At 65.4% G+C, this 20,366-nt stretch carries 16 protein-coding genes; 3 read left to right on the top strand and 13 right to left on the bottom strand.

What is annotated here, in order from left to right:
• Positions 1-13 precede the first annotated feature (13 nt).
• The 7 genes from IEW81_RS03105 to IEW81_RS03135 form a co-directional block, all read right to left on the bottom strand.
• The gene (locus IEW81_RS03105; protein ID WP_097060550.1) at positions 14-1,300 is read right to left on the bottom strand and encodes a CDP-glycerol glycerophosphotransferase family protein; all 1,287 of its coding nucleotides are present in this window, start codon (positions 1,298-1,300) and stop codon (positions 14-16) included.
• Positions 1,301-1,326: 26 nt separating this feature from the next.
• Positions 1,327-2,160: a glycosyltransferase family 2 protein gene (locus tag IEW81_RS03110; protein ID WP_097060549.1), complete on the bottom strand. Its 834-nt coding sequence runs from the start codon at positions 2,158-2,160 to the stop codon at positions 1,327-1,329.
• A gap of 56 nt (positions 2,161-2,216) precedes the next feature.
• Entirely contained in the window at positions 2,217-3,011 is a 795-nt protein-coding gene (locus IEW81_RS03115) for a CDP-alcohol phosphatidyltransferase family protein (RefSeq protein WP_097060548.1), read from the bottom strand.
• 2 nt (positions 3,012-3,013) lie between these two features.
• Positions 3,014-4,036, bottom strand: a complete 1,023-nt coding sequence (locus IEW81_RS03120; protein ID WP_097060547.1) for a glycosyltransferase family 2 protein — start codon at positions 4,034-4,036, stop codon at positions 3,014-3,016.
• A gap of 104 nt (positions 4,037-4,140) precedes the next feature.
• Positions 4,141-5,697 carry a S1C family serine protease gene (locus IEW81_RS03125; protein WP_097060546.1) on the bottom strand — a complete coding sequence of 519 codons (1,557 nt, stop codon included), beginning with the start codon at positions 5,695-5,697 and terminating at the stop codon, positions 4,141-4,143.
• A gap of 94 nt (positions 5,698-5,791) precedes the next feature.
• The gene (locus tag IEW81_RS03130) at positions 5,792-6,220 is read right to left on the bottom strand and encodes a PKD domain-containing protein (protein WP_188732658.1); all 429 of its coding nucleotides are present in this window, start codon (positions 6,218-6,220) and stop codon (positions 5,792-5,794) included.
• Positions 6,221-6,621: 401 nt separating this feature from the next.
• A complete protein-coding gene (locus IEW81_RS03135) occupies positions 6,622-7,173 on the bottom strand; it encodes a hypothetical protein (RefSeq protein WP_143544658.1) in 552 nt (183 codons plus the stop codon).
• A gap of 289 nt (positions 7,174-7,462) precedes the next feature.
• Here IEW81_RS03135 and IEW81_RS03140 point away from each other — a divergent pair, with 289 nt between their 5' ends.
• Positions 7,463-8,662 carry an aminotransferase class I/II-fold pyridoxal phosphate-dependent enzyme gene (locus tag IEW81_RS03140; protein ID WP_097060543.1) on the top strand — a complete coding sequence of 400 codons (1,200 nt, stop codon included), beginning with the start codon at positions 7,463-7,465 and terminating at the stop codon, positions 8,660-8,662.
• Positions 8,663-8,736: 74 nt separating this feature from the next.
• Here IEW81_RS03140 and IEW81_RS03145 read toward each other — a convergent pair whose 3' ends face one another.
• Both IEW81_RS03145 and nadE read right to left on the bottom strand, forming a co-directional pair.
• Entirely contained in the window at positions 8,737-9,531 is a 795-nt protein-coding gene (locus IEW81_RS03145; protein ID WP_097060924.1) for a carbon-nitrogen hydrolase family protein, read from the bottom strand.
• Complete coding sequence (nadE, locus tag IEW81_RS03150) at positions 9,528-10,355, bottom strand: NAD(+) synthase (protein WP_097060542.1); 828 nt, start codon at positions 10,353-10,355, stop codon at positions 9,528-9,530. The genes IEW81_RS03145 and nadE overlap by 4 nt, the downstream gene beginning before the upstream one ends.
• An 83-nt stretch (positions 10,356-10,438) precedes the next feature.
• Here nadE and IEW81_RS03155 point away from each other — a divergent pair, with 83 nt between their 5' ends.
• Entirely contained in the window at positions 10,439-11,023 is a 585-nt protein-coding gene (locus IEW81_RS03155; protein WP_097060541.1) for a 4'-phosphopantetheinyl transferase family protein, read from the top strand.
• A 40-nt stretch (positions 11,024-11,063) separates the two neighbouring features.
• Here IEW81_RS03155 and IEW81_RS03160 read toward each other — a convergent pair whose 3' ends face one another.
• The gene (locus IEW81_RS03160) at positions 11,064-12,386 is read right to left on the bottom strand and encodes a M1 family metallopeptidase (RefSeq protein ID WP_097060540.1); all 1,323 of its coding nucleotides are present in this window, start codon (positions 12,384-12,386) and stop codon (positions 11,064-11,066) included.
• Positions 12,383-16,327 (bottom strand): Pls/PosA family non-ribosomal peptide synthetase, encoded by a 3,945-nt coding sequence (locus tag IEW81_RS03165; protein WP_097060539.1) that lies wholly within the window; start codon positions 16,325-16,327, stop codon positions 12,383-12,385. The genes IEW81_RS03160 and IEW81_RS03165 overlap by 4 nt, the downstream gene beginning before the upstream one ends.
• A 179-nt stretch (positions 16,328-16,506) precedes the next feature.
• Between IEW81_RS03165 and IEW81_RS03170 the strand changes: the two genes are divergently transcribed.
• A complete protein-coding gene (locus tag IEW81_RS03170) occupies positions 16,507-17,004 on the top strand; it encodes a histone (protein ID WP_097060538.1) in 498 nt (165 codons plus the stop codon).
• Between the two features lies 1 nt (position 17,005).
• On the opposite strand, the gene IEW81_RS03175 is transcribed toward IEW81_RS03170, so the two are convergent.
• Both IEW81_RS03175 and IEW81_RS03180 read right to left on the bottom strand, forming a co-directional pair.
• On the bottom strand, positions 17,006-17,998 hold the full coding sequence (locus tag IEW81_RS03175; RefSeq protein WP_097060537.1) for an LLM class F420-dependent oxidoreductase: 993 nt from the start codon (positions 17,996-17,998) through the stop codon (positions 17,006-17,008).
• Between the two features lie 272 nt (positions 17,999-18,270).
• On the bottom strand, positions 18,271-19,989 hold the full coding sequence (locus tag IEW81_RS03180; RefSeq protein ID WP_179691828.1) for a family 14 glycosylhydrolase: 1,719 nt from the start codon (positions 19,987-19,989) through the stop codon (positions 18,271-18,273).
• Positions 19,990-20,366 lie beyond the last annotated feature (377 nt).

The raw sequence follows: 20,366 nt of genomic DNA on the forward strand, positions 1-20,366 counted from the left end.
GCAAGCGGTGAGTTCAGTTCGACTCGGCCTGGTCTGAGGCCGGGTCGTCGAACGGATCGAACGGGTCGTCATCGTCGGCATGGATGGCGTTGTGCGTCTCCCACTCCGTCATCAGGGCGCTGATCGCAGCCCGGAACCGTCCGGTCGCGACACCGGCGGCCGTATCCCCGAAATGGCGCTCGACCCAGTAGAGAAGCCGCCTATGGGCTTCCTCGTCGACCTGCACGCGCTCGACGACGGCCACGATATCGGAGGCGTCGGCGCTGGACAGCCACTCCGCCGCACCCAGGTATCCACTCTCGTCGACATCTGCCTCGCTTGAGAGAGGTCTCGTCACGAGTAACGGCTTACCGGTGGCAAGCCTGTCGTAGACCATGGCGGAGATGTCGGTGATGGCGACGTCTGCTGCACCGAGCTGCCAGCCGAGTTGCGCACTATCGTCGTAGACATGCTGTGCGCTGGAATCACTGGCGTTAGCCTTCGCGATCGCAGCGATGATCGCGAGATTCGCCGCCTTGTACTCGGCATCGACAACGCCGCTGCGAGGGTGTGGGCGGTAGATGACACGGTGATCACCGGTCGCCAGCAGGGCAGTGACTATGTTGACGCCGTGGCTGGCGACGGAACCGTAAGCCGCGGCCGCGCGATCCCCCTCCCAGGTAGGGGCGTACAGCACGACGGTGCGATCATCCGGCGTGAAGGGCCGAATACCGGTCAAATGATCGGCCTGTGGTCGCCCGATCATGATCGCGCGCTTCTCCAGGTCGAAGTCCCACAACTTGTGACTGAGTCGCTCGAGGGCAGCCTCACCCGCGACGAAGCTGTAGTCGTAGGCCTTGAACTGGTTCGTCGACATATACATCTTGTCGCTCTCACCGTGATTGATGAACACATGCCACATGCGGCCGTAGCGGAACATCTGGAAGTTGCGCGAGTTCTGGTTCACGTAGAACACGATGCGGATCTTCTGCGTGTGTATGAACGAATCGAGGTCGGCGACGTTCCGCAGATAGTGCGCGGGCACGGGCGATTCATCCCAGAGCTTCAGCACCGTGCCCGGTGACCGCGCGATGATGGCGACGGGCCACGTGTCGGCGAGTTGCGCGAGAGGCGCGTACCACTGCCTGATCTGGTACATGTTGACGTCGGAATCGGCGAAATACACCGCGATCTCCACCGAACCAGCAGCGGGTTGCGGGTGCAGTCGCGCCAATCGCGCCAATCGCGCCCGGTCACGCCGAGAGGTCACGAGGTCACCCACCACGCGTCGAGCGAGGCGAAGGTCACGAGCAAGTGCCATTGAGACCTCCCTAGGTGTCAACACTATTAAATCAGGGGTGGGCGGCCGGCACGCACCATGCGCCACACCGTTACCCACTTGATGCGGCGACGCCCGCCCGGGTTCTCGCGCCAGCCCGCCATCCATCCACCGAACCAGGCCCGTAAACCCTGCGGCCGCTTCACCGATCTGATGAGCTGGATACCCGTCCAACTCGCGACGTAGATCGGCACGATCGGCCAGGGCAGGTTGCGCCTGGCGAGCCACACGCGGTTGCGAGCGTTGAGCCTGAAGTAGTACTCATGACGGGTCGGCTCGATGGCGGGATGATGCGCGACGAGGTCGCCAGCGTAGAACACGCGCAACCCCTGGTCCCAGACGCGCCATGCCAGTTCGATGCCTTCGTGCGCATAGAAGAATGGATCGGCCCAACCCCCGGTCGCATCGAACACCGCTCGCGGCAGGAGGGTGGCTCCCTCCCACACCGAGAAGACATCCCCGGACTCGGTCGCCAGTCCCTTCCTGATGCGTGGGATCCAGCGGCGGGGGTTCTCGACCCCCGTCGGATCTTCCACCCGCGGCTGTAGCAGCCCGATGCTCGGATCCGCCCTGAGCTTCGCGACAGCATCGGCCAGGAACGTTGGAGACGGGATGCTCGCATCGTCGTCCAGGAAGAAGATGTAATCGCCGCTGACGTGGTCGGCGCCACGGTTGCGTCCGGCCGGGATGCCCACGTTCTCAGTCAGGAATACCCCGGCAACCCCGGCTGGCAACCCCGCGGGCTGCCACGAGTTGCCGACCACGACCACGTCGAGCGTGACTCCGGTCTGGGCCGCGAGACTGGCGAGACCCCTCGCAAGGTCATCCGGGCGCCTGCCCATCGACAGGGAGACGACGCCGATGGTGGGCCGGTTGATTTTGGAGACCTCTGCCGAACTCAGAATCGCACCCGCTTCGACGCCATGATGGCGACGAAATGCCCGCCCAGCGCCAGCACCGCGAGCGGGAGGAGGATCAGCAGCAGCCACCGCTCTGCGACCAGCCCCGGCAGGAATAGCCCGATCACAGCCGTCGCGAACGCCAGCATGGTGAGCTCCACCGAGTGGTACAGCCGATGGAACGGCAGGAATCGCGCCAGCCTTCGCAGTCTCGCGATGAGTCGCTGGCTCGGCTCGGCTTCACCTTTTCGGTCGCTCAACCTGTCGAGACCGGCGTTGGCTCTTGCCACATGAACCATGTCGTTGAGCGCTTTGTTGAGCACGATCACGAGCGCGAGCGCAAACCCCGCGGTTGTCCAGGCGAAGTCGGCGGGTAACTCGAGCGGCCAGCCTGCCGCGCGGATTCCCAGAGCGATCGGGATGAGCGCCTCGGTCGAATAATGGCCGACCTTGTCGAGGAACACCCCGGCGGGTGACCTCGTGTTGCGCCACCGGGCGACCTCGCCGTCTGAACAATCAACGAGCATCTGGAGCTGGCCGAGCACGAGAGCGAGCGCGGCTCCCCCGATCCCGGGCACCAGCAGGGCGGCCGCTGTAGACCACCCGACGAGGATCATCAGACCGGTCACCCCGTTGGCGCTGATGCTGGTCTTCAGCAGCATCCAGGTCAGGTACGGAGAGACGTCGCGCAGGTACAGCGAGGCCGTCCAGTGTTCAGCATTCGCACGCAAGCGCACTTCCGGAGGTTGGGTCACCTCGCGAAGCTGCTCGATCGACGTGGGGCGGCCGTCCATGGTCACCTTCCGGTGCGCTCGGTGATCCCGGTGAGTTTCAGGAAGCCCAGCAGGAATCCGATACCCCATCCAAAGTGGATGCACGGCAAGACTATGAGATACCAGAGCCCTGTGCCGACACCGTTGCGTGCTGCCCGCACGGAGGCCGCGAGAACGACGAGCAGGTAGAGCGCCGGAACAACGAACGCGAGCGCCAGCACGGTCACCCCGGTTGCAAGACCGACGATTCCGAGGATGAGGGTTGCAACGATGCCGAGCACGGCGAGGGGAGGCACGAAGTACCGAAGCCCGTTCGCCGTCCCGAATCTGCGGGCGAGCTCTCCCCTCCACATGCCGGTCGCCACGAACTGGCGGATGAGCTTGCGGAGGCTTGAGCGCGGACGGTAGACAACCGTCAGCTCCGGGGTAAACCACACCGTGCCGCCGGTGGCGCGCAGGCGGCGGTTGAGTTCCCAATCCTGGCCCCGTTTGATGCCCTCGTCGAACAGACCAACTTCGACCAGGCGGTCCCGTTTGAAAACTCCCAGGTATGCAGTGTCGGCCGGCCCGGCCTTGCCTCCCACGTGATGCTGGGTTCCGCCGAGACCCTCGGGCGAGCCGTACGCGTGGGCCACCGCCTTCTCGAATGAGGTTTCACCGACGGCCTTCATGATGCCGCCGACGTTGTCGGCACCCGTGGCGATGAGGGTGGCCACTGCAATCCGTGTGTAGTCCGGAGGCAGCACGGAATGGGCGTCGACGCGGACGACGACGGGATGGGTGGATGCCCGGATCGCGGCGTTCAGCCCGCCGGGCGTCGACCCCAGTTCGTTCGGGATGCGCCGGATCCTCGGGTCGACTTCTGCCATCGCAGCGATCACATCATTCGTGCCATCGACGCTCGGACCGAGCGCCAGGACGACCTCGAATTGACCCTCATAGTCCTGGGCGATGAGGCTGTCGATGGCCGCTTCGATGTGCTCCACCTCATTGAGCACAGGCATCACATATGAGACGCCGGGTTGGGCGTCGGGCGGCTTCGCCATGGGGTCCAATACGTCAGTTCAGTAAGACTTTCGAGACTATCAGCGACACGCAAAAAGAGCGGGATCGCGCGCTACCCGACGATCCCGCTCTTCCTGAATGGAAGCTACTTAAGCACTCCCAGTGTGACGTCTGCCTGCGACGCCTTGCCGTCGCGAACATAGGTAACTTTCGCCGAAGCGCCGGCGGCGAGTGCACGCACCTGCGCGGTCAGGTCGGTCTTACCTGTAACGGGGATGCCGTCGAGCTTGGTGATGACGTCACCCCGCTGCAGCCCGGCCGCGGCCGCAGCTCCACCAAGCGAGATCTCCTTGACGACAGCTCCGATGACCTGGCTCTGCGTGTTGGATGTGGCCTCATCCGTCACATCGCCGACGGATGCGCCCAGCAGCCCGTGGGTGGCCGAGCCATTGGCGATGATCTCGTCTGCGACGCGCTGGGCGAGGTTGGCGGGGATCGCGAAGCCGACGCCGATGCTTCCGGCCTGGCTGCTCGCGCTGGAGCCGCCGGCGGAGGCTATGGCGACATTGACGCCGATCACTTTGCCGTCGGAGTCGAGAAGCGCGCCGCCCGAGTTGCCGGGGTTGATGGCGGCGTCCGTCTGGATGACGGAGAGCGCGATCGTCGATGACGACGACGCGTTCGGGGTCTGCCCTGGCACGTCGAAGTTGAAGAGGCCGTACGGGTCCTGCTGGGGATCCGGTGCCTGGTCGGTCATGTTCGGTGCGGCCGACGATGCGATGGTGATGCTGCGATTGAGTGCGCTCACGATGCCATTTGTCACGGTTCCGGCAAGGCCAAGCGGTGCTCCGATGGCGATCGCCGTGTCGCCGACGTTCAGGTTGGATGAGTCGGCGAACTCTGCGGGCTGCAGGTCGTCGACGCCATCGATCTTGATGACGGCGAGGTCGGAGATCGGGTCTGTGCCGACGATGGTGGCGTTCAGCAGCCGACCGTCGTTGGTGGTCACCTTAACGGTCGCGTTCCCTGCCGCGCCATCCAGGGTGACCACGTGGGTGTTGGTCAGGACATAGCCGTCTTTGCTCAGGATGATTCCTGATCCGGTTCCGCCAGAGTTGCTGGATGCCACGCTGATGGTTACGACCGACGGTGAAGCCTTCGCCGCTACGGCCGTGATCTCGTTGACGCTCTTCGTGTCGTTGACCGTGATGGTGGTGGGGCTGGCGTTTCCGACGCCGGGCGCCGAGGCGGTGTTCGAGATCGCCCACATCGTGGCTCCAGCACCGGACACGCCTCCGATGAGGGCGCCCACGGCGAGAGCCGCGACCAGTCCGACTGCAGCCTTGCGCTTGGGCGAACTGGCGGCCGGGGCGCGGAATGCCTCACCGGTGTGCGGGGGCGGCGGCGGACCCTCCTGCGAGGCGGGCGCCACTGGTGTGGCGCCCGCCTGCCGGGCAACCGGCAGAAGCGGGTCGGTTTCAGCAGTTGGGGCGGCGACGGGAGCCGATGCGGGAACGGCTGGCGGCTGCGGCGGAGCCGGAGCGAGAGGCTGCTCGGGGACCGCGGTTTCGGGAGCGGATTCCGCTGTGACGCCTCCCCCAGCGCTCGGGTTCGGCTGCTGCGTCGTATCGGGCGCTGCTGCAGGGGTCCGGTTGTCAGCAGGGGTGTGATCTTCTGCAGGCACCTGGGGGTTTTCGGTCATGGGAACTGCTCCTTTCAACGGTGCAAGCATCCACCGCTAACCTGAGCGTTGTATTTGGGCCTGCTGTGAGCGAGCCGCAGCTTACAAGAGAGTGTCAGCAGCCCGGACCACGAGGGTCCACCGTACACTCGCGCTCGACGAGCACGGTCGTGGCGCGGCCCGCGGTCGCGGTGAGCCGGTTGGTCGGTACCGCCAGCACGCCGCTGATGGAGGTCCATCCGCCGGCGCCGAAACGGTATTCGGAGGCATACAGCACCGACAGTTCGATCACATAGGTTCCCGGTGACCGATAGATGTGGCTTCCGGATGTCGCGCTGAACTCTGCGACCCCAGAGGCCGCCCAGGAGGCGCCAGGGCTGCTGAGGGTCGCCGAGGTACCGTCACCGTAGTTCCACCGCCACCCCACCGGCGTGAACCGGACGGATGCCGGCTGCCCCAGCAGCGCGCCATCGACCACCTGCTGGTTCGAATCGGCGAAGAAGTTGGTGTCGAGTCCGATGATCATCCATCCATCGGGTTCCATCCCCGCGACGTCTGCTGTCGGGCGGAAATTCGCAATGTCAGTCAGGGTGACGGACTGAACGGGAGGAACAACGGGCACCGCCGGCAAATTCTTTCCGGGGCCAAACCCCTGGCACCGGTTGCCCTGAACGGGAAACCGACACCCCTGATCAACAATGGGCTCCGAGTCGCTGCCCTCGTTGCCACCGTTGCCACCGTTGCCACCGTTGCCACCTGACGGGGACCGCGGTGAGCCGGGCTGGGTGACGTCAATGCCGAGGGTGACATCCTCGTCGCCGACGCCTGCGGAAATCTCCCCGCAAAGGCCAATTATTGCGTCAGAAGGCTGGCAACTGGAAAGAGCAGGCGATGCTTGCGCAGGAGTCCCGGTGAATGTGAAGAATATAGATGTTGCTACCGCAGCTAGCAGAAATTTACGCCGGACCATGGCTCACTCCTTGCCAGCTTCAATTCGGTGGGTACGGAGTCGTCAGCCTCAAAACCGATCTCGAGTGGCAGTCGATCTGGACGATTATCCGGTGTCACAACTGACCCGGTTTCATCAATTACGCGCACCTTTGACACGTCAAGGCAGAGATAAAGATCTATGTTCGCAAAATTCGGGCCTTGGTCGACTTGCACCAAGCTAATTGCGTCAAAGGTGGAGATTCCTTCCGCTCGAAGACCCTTTGTTTGATACACGCTGAAGGAGTCGCTGGCGCTCGCCTGCTGATCAGCCGTCACAAATAGCTCGAGCCGTTCCGGGTTTGCACCCCCGTCAGCAGCGATCAAGTCGGACATCGCGAGGTACGCGGCATACGCCTCCGTGGCGGCAGCGAGCGCCTCTTCGTCGCTGGCGAAGATGGGTGCGGCGGTAGCCTCGGGCGGTGGCGTTGCGATCGGCTGCTGCGGCAGGCATCCACTAAGCAGCAGCGCACCGATTGCCGCCGCAGCGATTGTCGTGAGTGCGCGCATGACCACACGCTAGCAAGGTGCCGCCAGCGGGATGGGAAAGTTTCCACACTGAGCGGGCTGCCCCGTCGCTTGCGCGGTGCCGCCCCGCGTCTGTCGATCAGCCTCGGTGTGCGAAATGAAGGTTCCGGCGGCCCGAAGCGACGTTCAGCCCCATGGCCACACTGTCGAGCCCCGTTGATCCTTCATTTCGCAGGGACGCACGACCCGGGTGGCCGCTTCTCATGGAGCAGGCAGGAGGCAGGGGGCAGGGGGCAGGGGGCGCCGGCAGCGTGCCACGTAAGCTCGGGGTGTGAGTGTTCATGGGTCCTGGGAGCGTGCCGCGAGGGGTGCGATGCTCCTCGGAGCGGATGGCGAGCTGCGCCAGACGATCTTCGGCGAGATGTCAGCCCTTGCGGCGAGCACCGGCGCGATCAACCTGGGCCAGGGTTTTCCTGACGAAGAGGGGCCCATCGAGGTTCTGGATGCCGCCCGCCAGGCCATCAGGGACGGCGCCAACCAATACCCGCCAGCGCTCGGCATGCCGGTGCTGCGCGAGGCGATCGCCGCCCACCAGCAGCGGTTCTACGGGCTCCGGGTGGATCCCGACAGCCAGGTGCTCGTCACCGCTGGCGCCACCGAGGCTCTCGCTGCGACCATCCTCGCGCTGACCGAGGAGGGCGACGAGGTGCTCACTCTCGAACCCTTCTATGACGCGTATGGCGCGATGATCGCATTCGGTAAAGCCACCCACGTGACTGTGCCGCTGAGGGCCCCGCACTTCCTGCCCGACCACGAAGACCTGCGTGCGGCCGTGACCGACCGAACCCGCCTCATCCTGATCAACTCGCCGCACAACCCGACCGGATCGGTACTCCCGCGCGAAACTCTCGAGCTGATCATCGAGCTGGCGTACGACCACGACGCGATCATCGTGACCGACGAGGTGTATGAGCACCTCACCTTCGAGGTCGAGCACACCCCCATCTCCAGCCTCCCCGGAGGCTTCGACCGCACGGTCACCATTTCCAGCGGCGGTAAGACATTCAGTACGACCGGCTGGAAAATCGGCTGGATCATCGCTCCCCAGCCGATCCTGCAGGCGATCCTCGCCGTGAAGCAGTACCTCACCTACGTGAACGGGGCACCGTTCCAGCCGGCGATCGCCGTGGGACTGGGGCTTCCCGACGAGTTCTTCAGCGGCGTGGCATCCACCCTGCAGCACAAATGCGAGATCCTGAGCGCTGGCCTCACCTCCGCCGGATTCACCGTCAGCACGCCCCAGGCCGGTTACTTCGTGATCGCGGATGCCGCAGCGCTCGGCGTGACCGATGCAGCCGAGTTCTGCCGCTCGCTGCCGTCACTGGCCGGGGTCGCGGCCGTGCCCGTGAGTGCCTTCGTGCATCCTGACCGGCGCGGAGGCTTCGAGACCCTCCTGCGGTTCGCGTTCTGCAAGAAGATCGACGTGCTCGAGCGCGCCGCCGCCCAGCTCGCGGAGCTCCGGCTCAACTGAAGCGGCCCGCGCGCCTCTGTCGCCGATCTTCGCGAGAGCGGCGCACGACCGGTGATTCGGGGCAGCAGACCGTTCTAGAGGGCGTGGGTCCCGAACCTGCGCAGTGCGAGGGCCGGATTGACGCGGCGCACCGCTGCCACGCGCTCCGGCGTTACCTCCGCCACCGCGATGCCTGCCTCGTCGCCGATCGTCACAAGCTCGACACCCATCGGGTCGACGACCATGCTGTTCCCGGCGCCGATCGGCGGCGCGTGATCGGCAGCGGCGATATAGACGGTGTTTTCGAGGGCACGCGCGGTGACGAGGGTGCGCCAGTGGTGCTCCTTGAGCGGTCCACGCACCCATTCGGCGGGCACCAGCAGCAGGTCGGCACCGACATCGACCAGCTGGCGCGATACCTCGGGAAAACGGATGTCGTAACACGTCTGCATACCGACGGTGAACCCCTCCCACGGAAAGGTCTGCGGCGGCGCAATATCCCCGGCGCGCACGATGTCAGACTCGCGCTGCCCGAACGCGTCGTAGAGGTGCAGCTTGCGATAGGTGGCCACCACGACCCCGGCTGGAGACACGGCCACCAGCGTATTGCTGACGTGCGTGGCATCCATGGTTTCGAGCATGCCCGCCACCAGGTGGATGCCCAGCGTCGACGCAATCTCTTTCAGCGAACTGACGAAAGGACCGTCCACAGCCTCAGCGGCGGCGAGCGATGCTGCACCGAGCTGCGGTTCGAAGAAAGACGAGTATTCCGGGAACACCACCAGCGTCGCCCCCCGACCCGCTGCGTTCTCGGAATACGACCGGATGACCGCGAGGTTCGCTGGGACATCGTTTCCCGGTGCGAACTGCGCTATCGCGACAAAACTCACTCCGACTGCCACCAGTCATCGAACGGCGACACCGGCACTGTGCGCTTGTGGCGGGTGTTGATGTAGCGGGTCTCGATGGCGACGGCGACGGCCTCCGGAACTGCCTTGCCCTCGAGGTAGTCGTCGATATCGGAGTAGCTCAGGCCGAGGTTCGCCTCATCGGTCTGGCCTGGGGTGTCGTCGAGCAGGTCGGCTGTCGGCAGCTTGAGATAGAGGCGCTCGGGCGCCTCGAGGTGCTCCAGCAGCGCGCGACCCTGGCGCTTGGTGAGGCCGGTCAGGGGCAGGATGTCGGCACCGCCGTCACCGAACTTGGTGAAGAACCCGGTGACAGCTTCAGCAGCGTGGTCGGTGCCCACGACGAGAAGGCCGGACTGGCCGGCGAGCGCGTACTGCGACACCATCCGGGAGCGCGCCTTGACATTGCCCTTGATGAAGTCGAGCATCTCGGCACCCGTCGCGTCGAGGTACTCGGCCTCGAACCCGTCGACGGCACGGTGGATGTTGAAGCGCACGTGCCTGTCCGGCGTGATGAACGAGAGGGCAAGCTGCGCGTCATCCTCGTCGGCCTGCGTGTTGTAGGGAAGGCGCACCGCGGTGAATTCGGCGGGGGTGCCCTCGGCCCGCAACTCTTCGGCCGCGAGCTGGCTGAGTCGCCCGGCGAGGGTGGAGTCCTGCCCACCGCTGATGCCGAGGACGAAACCTTTAGCGCCGCTGACGCGCAGGTATTCCTTGAGGAAGTCGATGCGCATCCGCACCTGGTCGGCCGCGATGATCGTCGGCTGCACATTCAGGTCGTAGATGATTCGTGCCTGCAGGGGTGTCATTCTAAGAATCTACCGTCCCCTCGACACGCTCGTTTAATCCCTAAGCAATCCCCCAGCAATCCCGGCACCGATACCATCGACCGATGCCCGTGCTGCCTGAGTTCATTCGCCTCAGCTGGCAGCGCCCCGGGCTCGATCCGCCCCAGCGCAGCACTGCACTGGCGATGCTCAGCCCTGCCGAACTCAGCCGTGCCGAACTCACCAGGGCAGGCAGCGTCAGCGTCATCCAGGGGAGGATGCTGCTGCGCACGCTGGCCGGAGAACTGCTGGGTCTCGACCCCCGTGCCGTGCCGCTCAGCGCAACCTGCGCCGACTGTGGCGGGCCGCACGGCCAGCCCCGGATTCCCGGACTCACCGTGAGCCTGTCGCACTGTGCCACCGCCGTGGTCGCGGTCGCCACCGCGGAGGGTCACATCGGGGTCGATGTCGAGCCGCTCGAGGGCTCAGCCGAACGTGCGGCTGCGATCGCGGAAGTGGCGGGGGCCGGAGGCATCCGACGGTGGACCAGTGTGGAGGCGGTACTGAAGTGCGACGGGCGGGGGTTGCGCGTCGACCCTCGCGAGGTGGCGGTCACGGAGGGCAGTGCGGCCCTTGGAGATGGGCAGTACCAGCTGTGGTATCCGGAGCTTGCTGACGACCTGCAGGTGACCGTCGCCTGGCGAGCGTAAACCCCCGCGTAAGTCCGTCACCTATGCAGGCGATGAGTTGCTACGGCAGCTTCGGCACGGCCGTGCCGAACAGCCATTCGTCGAAGAGGCGGTCGAGCGGCCTCGGCGAGAAGTCGGCCGCGAGCGCCCTGAAATCATCGGTGCCGACGACACCGAACCTGTTCGCCGTCGTCCACTCGCGCAGGAGATCGAAGAAGTTCTCGTCGCCGATGGTGCGCCGAAGCGCGTGAAGCGTGAGCGCGCCACGCTTGTAGACCCGGTCGTCGAACATCAGTACCGGGCCGGGGTCACCGATCGTGATGTCTGTCGACTGGCCTACGAGACCGCGGCGAAACTGGCGCGCCAAAGAATCCGCGGACTGCCCGCCCTTGTGCTCAGACCAAAGCCACTCGGCGTAGCAGGCGAAACCCTCATTGAGCCAGATGTGCTTCCATGATTCGAGACCCACGCTGTTGCCAAACCACTGGTGGGCTAGTTCGTGGGCGACGAGTCGCTCCACCAGCCCGACCCCGCCGGCGTGGTTGGAGCCGAAGATCGCCATGGCCTGGGCTTCGAGCGGAATCTCGAGCTCGTCGGGCGTGACGATCACGGTGTAGGCCGGGAACGGATAAGGGCCGAATGAGTTCTCGAAGAGCTCCATCATCGCGGGCAGTTTCGAGAAATCGGCGAGCACTCCCTCACGCAGGTTGGGCGGATAGACGAGCGCCCCCGGCACGGAGCCGAGTTCGATGGGTGTGCGCACGTAACGACCGATCTGCAGCGTCACAAGGTAGCTGGCGGTTGGCTCCGCCTGCTCGAACACCCAGTAGCCGCGGCCCGACGAGACGGTGTGCCGCTTCTGCACCCCGGCGCCGACGACGGTGTAGCCCTGTTCCGTCGCGACCCGGATGCCGTAGCTGGCCCTGTCGGCGACGTCGTCGTTGCAGGGGTACCAGCTCGGCGAACCAGACGGCTGTGAGGCGACGAGCACGCCGTCATCCAACTCCTCCCAGCCGACCGGCCCCCAGGTGCTGGGTCGCGGCACGGGCGAGCCGGAGTATTCGATGACCACGATGAACGGCGTGTTCGCTGCGATCGGGGTGGCCGGGGTGATGATCAGCTTGTTGGTCGCCTGCCGGAAGGTCGATCCGCGCTGGCCCTCGATACGCACCTTGTCGACGCGAAGGCGGGAGAGGTCGAGGCTGAACTTCTCGAGCACCTGGGTGCTGGTCGCGCGAATGATCGCCGTGCCATCCAGCCTGTTGGTGGCGACCCGGTAGCGGATGTCGAGCTCGTAGCGATCGACACCGTATCCGCCGTTCCCGTTGCCCGGGAGGTAGCTGTCGCCCGCCGTTGCCGCTCCGATACCCGGCAGCGACTTCATGAGACCTTCGCGTGATAGTCCGCAAAGCGCACCTCTCGCCACGGCCCGATGGGGTTACCGCTCCAGCGGCTGCCGACCGGCACCAGTTCGCCTCGCATCACGAGCGATGCCGGGCCGACCGTGCCATGATCGCCGATGGTCGCAGCGGGGAGGATGACGCTGTGCGGGCCGAGGGTCGCGCCATCGTGCAGCGTCACAACATCCATACTCATGATTCGATCATGGAACAGGTGGGTTTGCACAACACAGCCCCGGTTGACTGTCGCGCCGTCACCGAGGTGCGCGAGGTCGGCCTCGGGCAGCCAGTACGTCTCGCACCACACACCGCGGCCGATTGTCGCGCCAAGGCTCCGCAGCCACCAGACGAGGGCCGGGGTGCCCGTCGCCGCTTGCGCGAACCAGGGCGCGGCAACCATCTCGACGAACGTGTCTGCCACTTCGGTGCGCCAGACGAACGACGACCAGAGTGGATGCTCCGCCACCCGAATGCGCCCGACGAAGATCCACTTCGCTGCGGTGCTGGCCGCTGCGGCAACCGCCCCTGCGGCCAGCATGACGATCCCGCTCACCAGCGCCGTGACGAAGGCCCCGAACGTGACGGTCAGGGCGGCGAGGGCAAACAAGACGCTGAGGCCGAGGCCGTACGACACGATGACCGGCAGCACGCGCAACAGCTCCCACAGCGCGCGGGCGATGCGCAGCCCGGAGGGAGGGCTGAACGTGCGGCTGTCGTCGGCGGCGGCGATCGTGCGGCGCAGGCGCACGGGGGGCGAGCCGAGCCACGACGAGCCGGCCTTCGACTTGCGAGGGGCCGCCGAGAGCACGGCGACGAGGCCGTCCTTCGGCACTTTATGCCCGCCGGCCGCCATGCCGGAGTTGCCGATAAACGCCCGTTTGCCGATCTCCGCTTCACCCACGCGTACCCAGCCCCCACCGAGTTCGTAGGACGCGATCATGGTGTCGTCGGCCAGGAACGCGCCGTCACGGATGGTGGTCATCGACGGGAGCAGCAACACCGTCGAGGCTTCGACATTGCGGCCCACTTTCGCCCCGAGCATCCTGAGCCAGACGGGTGTGAAAAGACTCGCGTAGAGCGGGAACAGCAGGGTGCGCGACAGGTCGAGCAGGCGTTCGATACTCCAGACCTGCCAGCCCGTTCGGCTACGCACGCCGAAGATGCCCGGCTTCAGGCCGATGCTGAGCAGCCTGGTCAGGATGACGACGAACGCCGCGAGCACCACCGCGGAGAGGACTGTGGCGGGCGCCACGACCGCGGCGGCGCGCCAGGCGGCGTCAGCCAGGGTCGGTGCATCGCGGATCGCGGCAGCGACGACCAATCCCCCCGCGGCGAGCGAGACGATGGGGATCAGGGACAGCAGGGTCGACGACAGCCCGAAAGCGAACACCCAGCGGCGACCTCGGGCCGGACGGTGGTCGGGCCACCACGCGGTGCGTCCACCTACCCGCTGGGCCGGCGAACCCTCCCAGCGCTGCCCGGCGGGTACACGCCCGAAGACAGCGGAACCGGGAGCGATCTCGGCGTGCTTGCCCACCCGGGTTCCGGCAAGAAGCGTGCTGCGGGCCCCGATCGAACTGTGGGCGCCAATGCGAATCCCGCCGATGCGGAGGATGTCACCGTCGATCCAGTAACCGGTGAGGTCGACTTCTGGTTCGATAGAAGCCCCGTATCCGATCTCGAGCATCCCCGTGACCGGGGGGAGCGTGTGCAGGTCGACGTCGTGGTCGATCTTCGCGCCGAGAGCCCGCGCGTAGTAGGTGATCCACGGGGCGCCGGCAAGGCTCACGGCACCGACGAGGTGCGCTGCCTGCTCGGCCAGCCAAAGCCGGAGGTGCACGCTGCCGCCGCGCGGATAGTCGCCTGCCCGCACACCGGCCAGCAGAAGTCGCGCGCAGATCACCGCGATCGCCATGCGACCAAGCGGTGTGGCGAAGAGAAGCAGTGCCGGGATGAGCATGAACAGGTCAACGCGGGGAAGCGCTGCGAAGCCGGTCGTCAGGTTCAGGATCTCACTTGCACTCAACAGGTACACGAGCCAGCGCATGCCGCTCAGGGCATATAGCGGCACCCCCAGCAGGGTCTGCAGAACCTGCATGCGGCGCGGCGTCGGTGTCACCCGGTGATAGTCGTCCCTCGGTGCCTCCGGCGCTTGCGCTGCTATCGCGTCGGCCATGGCTCCCAGCGTCGGATGCGCATAAATCTCAGCGACGGTGAACTCGGTGGCGTGCTGCCTGATCCTGGCAACCAGTTGGGCCGCAGCAAGCGAACCGCCGCCAAGGTCGAAGAAGTTCGACGAGAGCTCTGTGGCGGGAACGCCGAGCACGGCCAGCCACGACTCGGAGAGGGCACGCTGGTTTTCGTCGAGACCGGCGTTGTCTGCCGCCAGATCCGGAAGCGGCCACGGCAGCGCGGCCCTGTCGATCTTGCCTGAGGTGCGGGTCGGCAACTCGTCGACAACGGCGAGTAGCGGCACGAGAGCGGCGGGCAGCTCCGCCCTGAGCCGCGCGATGGCCGCCGTGCGGTCGAAGTCGACCGATGCCGCAACCGCCAGGTATCCGACGATCACCTGGTTTCCCGCAGCGGTCTTCCGCACGGCAGCAGCAGCGGCAGACACGCCGGGAAGATCCTGAAGTGCCGCCTCGATCTCGCCCAGTTCGATGCGCCGACCGCCGACCTTCACCTGGTCGTCGGCACGCCCCTGGAACACGAGACCGGCCCGCTCGAACCGCACCAGGTCACCGCTACGGTAGGCCCGCTCCCACTGGAGCTGCTCGTGGCGTGCGTACTTCTCAGCGTCCTTCGCGGGGTCGAGGTAGCGGGCGAGACCCACGCCCCCGATCACGAGCTCCCCCACCTCACCCTCGGCCACCGGCATCCCGCGCTCGTCGACGACCGCGAGATCCCAACCGTCGAGTGGCAGGCCGATGCGCACCGGTGTACTGCCATCGAGGATGGCGGCACACGAGACCACGGTGGCTTCGGTGGGCCCATAAGTGTTCCAGACCTCGCGGCCGTCCACGGCGAGCCTCTCACCGAGTTCGGGCGGGCAGGCCTCGCCGCCGAAGATCAGCAGGCGCACGTTCTCGAGCGAATCGGCAGGCCAGAGCGCCGCGAGCGTGGGGACGGTGGAGACTACGGTGATGCCGCGAGACGTCAGCCACGGGCCGAGATCCATCCCGCTTCGCACAAGTGATCGGGGTGCGGGGACGAGACACGCTCCGCTGGCCCACGCCAGCCACATCTCTTCGCAGGATGCGTCGAACGCCACAGAGAGCCCCGCGAGCACGCGATCACCGGGGCCGAGCGGCTCGTTGGCAAGGAAAAGCCTGCGCTCAGCATCCACGAATGCTGCGGCAGAGCGGTGGCTGGCCGCGACGCCCTTCGGTGTTCCCGTGGAACCCGAGGTGAAGATGATCCACGCATCGTTGTCGATGGTGGGAGGCTCGACGATCTGCGCCATCGCCAAGCTGGGATGCGGCGGGCTGCCGTCGAACAATGCCACGGCCGTGCCGAGTTCGGTTGTCGAGGCGAATGTTCCTTTGCCCGTGATGATGCCGCAGACTCCCGCCTCGCCGAACACCAGCTCGGCGCGCTCCTGCGGGTCGTCTGCGTCGACGGGCACATATGCGGCGCCGGCCGCGAGCACGGCAAGGATCGAGACGTAGAGCTCACGAGCACCAGAGGGCATCCTGATGCCCACGCGATCGCCCCGGGCGACGCCTGCGGCATTAAGACGGGCTGCTACCTGGATGACCCGTGCCATCAGCTCGCGATAGCTGAGGCCTCCCCCACCATCGTCGAGCGCCGAGGCCTCGGGATGCGCCGCCGCCGTCTCGCGCAGGATGTCGAGCAGCGTGCGGGGCCGGGGAGCAAGGTTCGACGCCAGCATCAGGCCACTGGTCGGTTGTTCATCCTGGGGCATAGGGCCCTCAGACTATCGCTGCAGGATTTCGGTCCAGGGTGGCGCAGTGCACGTCATCACTGTTAAGCACGCGATCATCTGCCGTTAATCCGTGGGGGGTGGGAGTATTTCGTCGATTTCGCGGGACACTATGGGAGGCGAACCCGCTCCACCATCACCACCAGCACAGGGAGAGACCCATGGCATCAGGTAAAAAGGCACCGTCGAAGAAGAGCGGCCGCACCGGCGCGGAAAAGCTCACGCGGAAGACCAACAAGAAGCTCGACAAACTCGCCCTCGAGGCTGAAGCCATCGCACGGAAAGCGGCGAAGAAGCTCAAAAAGAAAGCCGCGAAGGCGAAGGCCAGCGCAAAAGCGCAGACCAAGGTCGATAAGGCGAAAGCCGCCGAGGTCGCCGAGAAGAAGGCGAAGGCCGATCGAAAGGCTGCGAAGAAGTCCAGGCCAGCTCCCGTCGCGAAGAAGGCCCCCGTCGCCAGGAAGTCGGAAGCGCCCGCCGCGAAGAGGTCGAAGGCGCCCGCCGCGCCCGCGCCGAAGACACGACCAGCCAGGCCTGCGACGACACCGAACGCCAGCTGGACCGTCGCCCAGCTCCGCGCTCACGCCCGCTCGACCGGACTCACCGGCTATTCACGCCTCGGAAAAGACGCCCTGCTCTCTGCCATTACCGCGAACAGATAGTTCAGGCGAGCGCGGGCATGACCTCGCGCTCGAACAGCTCGATGCCGCTGCGGTCGTACGCTGCCTCGGGGAAGTAGTGGATCTGGTAGCCCATCCCCCTGGCCGCCATATCGGTGAACCGCTCGACAAGTTGCTCTGGCGTGCCCACGCCCAACTCGTTGCCGCTGCGGTAGTCGGCCACGAACTCGGCCGCCTCCGCCTCACCGAGGTAGGGGATCACCCTGGCTTCGATCACATCGATCTTCGCTGAAACCTCGGCCTCGGTCGCCGCGATGATGGTGTTGTAGTTCGCTGATCGTATTATCGCGTCGAAGTCGGTTCCGGCGTCGGCACAGTGCTGGCGCAACAGCTCGCTCTTGGCGTCGAACGTCTCGGGGTCGCCCGCGAAGTTCGTATATTTCGCGTACTCCGCCGCGATGCGCAGTGTGACCTTCTCGCCCCCGCCAGCCACCCACATCGGCGGGCCACCCTGCTGCAAGGGGAGCGGCCTCACTATCGCCCCATCCACCTGGTAGTGCTCACCGTCGAGGGTGGCGGTGCCGGTCGTCCACGCCTGGCGCATGATCTCGAGGCCTTCACGAAGTCGTGCGAGCCGTTTGCCTGCGGTCGGGAAGCCGTAGCCATACGCCTTCCACTCATGCTCGTACCATCCGGCTCCGATGCCCATCTCGGCACGACCGCCGGAGATGATGTCGACCGTCGCCGCGACTTTGGCGAGGTACGCAGGATTTCGGTAGCCCATGCACGTGCACATCTGACCCAGCCGCACGCGTGACGTCGATGCCGCAAACGCCGCCATGAGCGTCCATGCCTCGTGGGTCGCCTCTTCGGTCGCCACGGGGACGGTGTGGAAGTGGTCGTACACCCAGATGGATTCCCACTGCCCCTGGTCGGCATAGACCGCGAGGTCGCTCATCGCCCGCCACTGGTCGGCTGGCTCGATGCCGACGAGGTCGTGGCGCCAGCCCTGGGGTACAAAAAGTCCGAATCTCATGGTGACCAGCTAACCATGCGGGCCGCCACAACGCAGTCTGGAGCATGAGGCTTCAACGACGAAACACAGTCCACCCTGATCGCAAGCAGATGGCGCCCGACCCGTTGCGGGTCAGGCGCCATCCGTTATCAGACCCGGCTACGGTCTCGTTGTGAAAACCGTCGCACTTCCGGGAAGCACGTAGACCGTGCTGGCCTGCCCCGCCTACTGCCGCTCCGGAGCATTCCCATTGCTGTTGTTATTCGTGAACGTGAAGGTGAACAAACTCGGCGTCACGGCGTTGCCGCGTAAGCCTTCGTCAACTCGTTGAACGTGATCGTGTAGGTCGCATTGGAGCTCACCGCGATGTCATTGCCGCCCTGCACGGCCGTCCCTGTGAGACCAGTACCACCGTAGTTGAGGCTCCAGTCACCGCGAACGTCGAACTTGAATCGTTGGCTCGCCGCCGAACCGAACGACACGTTCGACGCCGTCCACACATTGCCCGACTTCGTCATCGGTGTGCTGAGCGTCCAGTTGTTGTTCGTGCCGCGTAGATAGAGGGAGGTCCACGAAGGGCGATACTTCTGGATGAACTGCGCGTACCGGGTCGCACCCGTGCCGGAGGCGACCTCCCCTACCCGCAGGACTGTCATGCCAAGATATGGAAAGTTATCGAACGCCTGGTTCACGTTGTCCCATCCGCCGTCCGACGTGATGCCCCCGGAAAGCGCGTTCTCACCCTTGATTTTCACGTTCTGGCGGCCCGCCTCGGCTCCCACCCAACCCACGAGGGTTTTCGCTTGCGAGTACTGCGGAGCAAAGTTCTCGTCGTTGAACTCGAGGCAGGTGAAGTGCAGGATCGCTGCCCGACCCGAATCGGAGACGCGGTTCGCCAGCCCCACGATGTTGGCGTAGCCACGACCGGTATTCGCCGCGTACATGTCGACGCTGGTCTGGATGAGCCCGGCGGCGACCTCCGCTGCACGCGGCGTCGGCCCGGTCATCGACCAGTGGATACCGGGGATCTTGTAGCCGATCTCGGCTGCCGGGAACGACGTTCCCAGGGCGAGGAGCACCGTGTCGAGCATCCGCTCGCCATGGTCGACGAGGCTCTTGTTGTACCAGTCGATGAGATCCTTGCCGTAGGTGACGAGGCGATAGTCACCCGATGAGAAAAAGAAGCCCGCGTTGCTCGGCGGCTGGATCTGGGATGCCGTAGTGACGCTGGATCCCCAGGCCGCATTGACCGCCGCGATCGTTCCGTACTTGGCGATAGCCCACTGCTGGAAACTCTTGATCGCGAGCGGCGAGTACGACTGGAGGGCGCCACGGGTGGGATATCCGGTGCCCGAATCGTGGCCGTTGTACGACGGATACCGCAGTTCACCGGCCGGGCCGAGTGAGACGTTGATCTCTTGCATGCGCGTGGCGTAGGTCGTACCGTAGCGGGCGACGAACGCCTGCGTGAAGGCCTGGTATTCGTTCAGCACCAGCTGATCAGCCCAACCCTGAACCGTTTCGTTCGAGAAATTGCCCTGCTCGCTGCGGTGCTTCAGTCCATTGCCATCGAGCGTGACGCCGTTGAGCGTTACGCCGGTGTATTTGCCCGAGAGCCATGAGGGCAGAGGGATGTTGCAGGTGTCGCCAACGTTGCCGCCGCACTGGTGGAACGAGAAGATCGGCACGATGTCGAGCCCACGGCTCGTGATCGCGGTGAACACCTGGTCGTAGTAGCTCCAGTTGAACTGGTTGTCACCGGCCGCCTCGACCTTGCCCCACCAGACGTCGACCGTGACGGCGTCGACTCCGTAGTTCTTGACTGCGGCCAACTGGTTGCCGAACTGCGTGAAGTCGCTGACTTCCAACGGCGCCATCACGTTTGCGGTGAAGTCCGGATTATTGGTAGCGGTGGCTGCTGTCGCCGCAGTGGGCCCGGCCATGAGAGAGGCGAGAACAGCGAGCACAAGGCTTATGACCCCCGCTGTGGTGTGTCGTCTTCGAACGTGCATGTACATGCTCCTCAGGAGGTGGAGCGACATCGTCGTCGCTGAAGGCCACCCTCCCCACGATCATGGCGCAAAAACAGGAGTGAGTGCAAGCGCTTACATATTTTCGCCCGGCGGGTCGTCGTACACCGAAAAGAAAGGCCCCGCGAGGGCGAGACTCTTCTTCGTATTGCGGCGGGGGCGGGATGTGGCGCCCCTACGGAGACGCCGGCCTGGCTTCGCGTCCGAGTCCCTGAGACGAAAGGGAAAGTCTCCTAGACAGAGAAATAGCCCGGTCAGAGAAATAGCCCGGTCGGAAGACCGGGCCATTTCTTTCTCGTTGCGGGGACAGGATTTGAACCTGCGACCTCTGGGTTGCTTCACCAGATCCGATAACCATA

The organism is Salinibacterium xinjiangense (genome assembly GCF_014645015.1).
In the GTDB taxonomy this organism is placed as follows: Bacteria; Actinomycetota; Actinomycetes; order Actinomycetales; family Microbacteriaceae; genus Rhodoglobus; species Rhodoglobus xinjiangensis.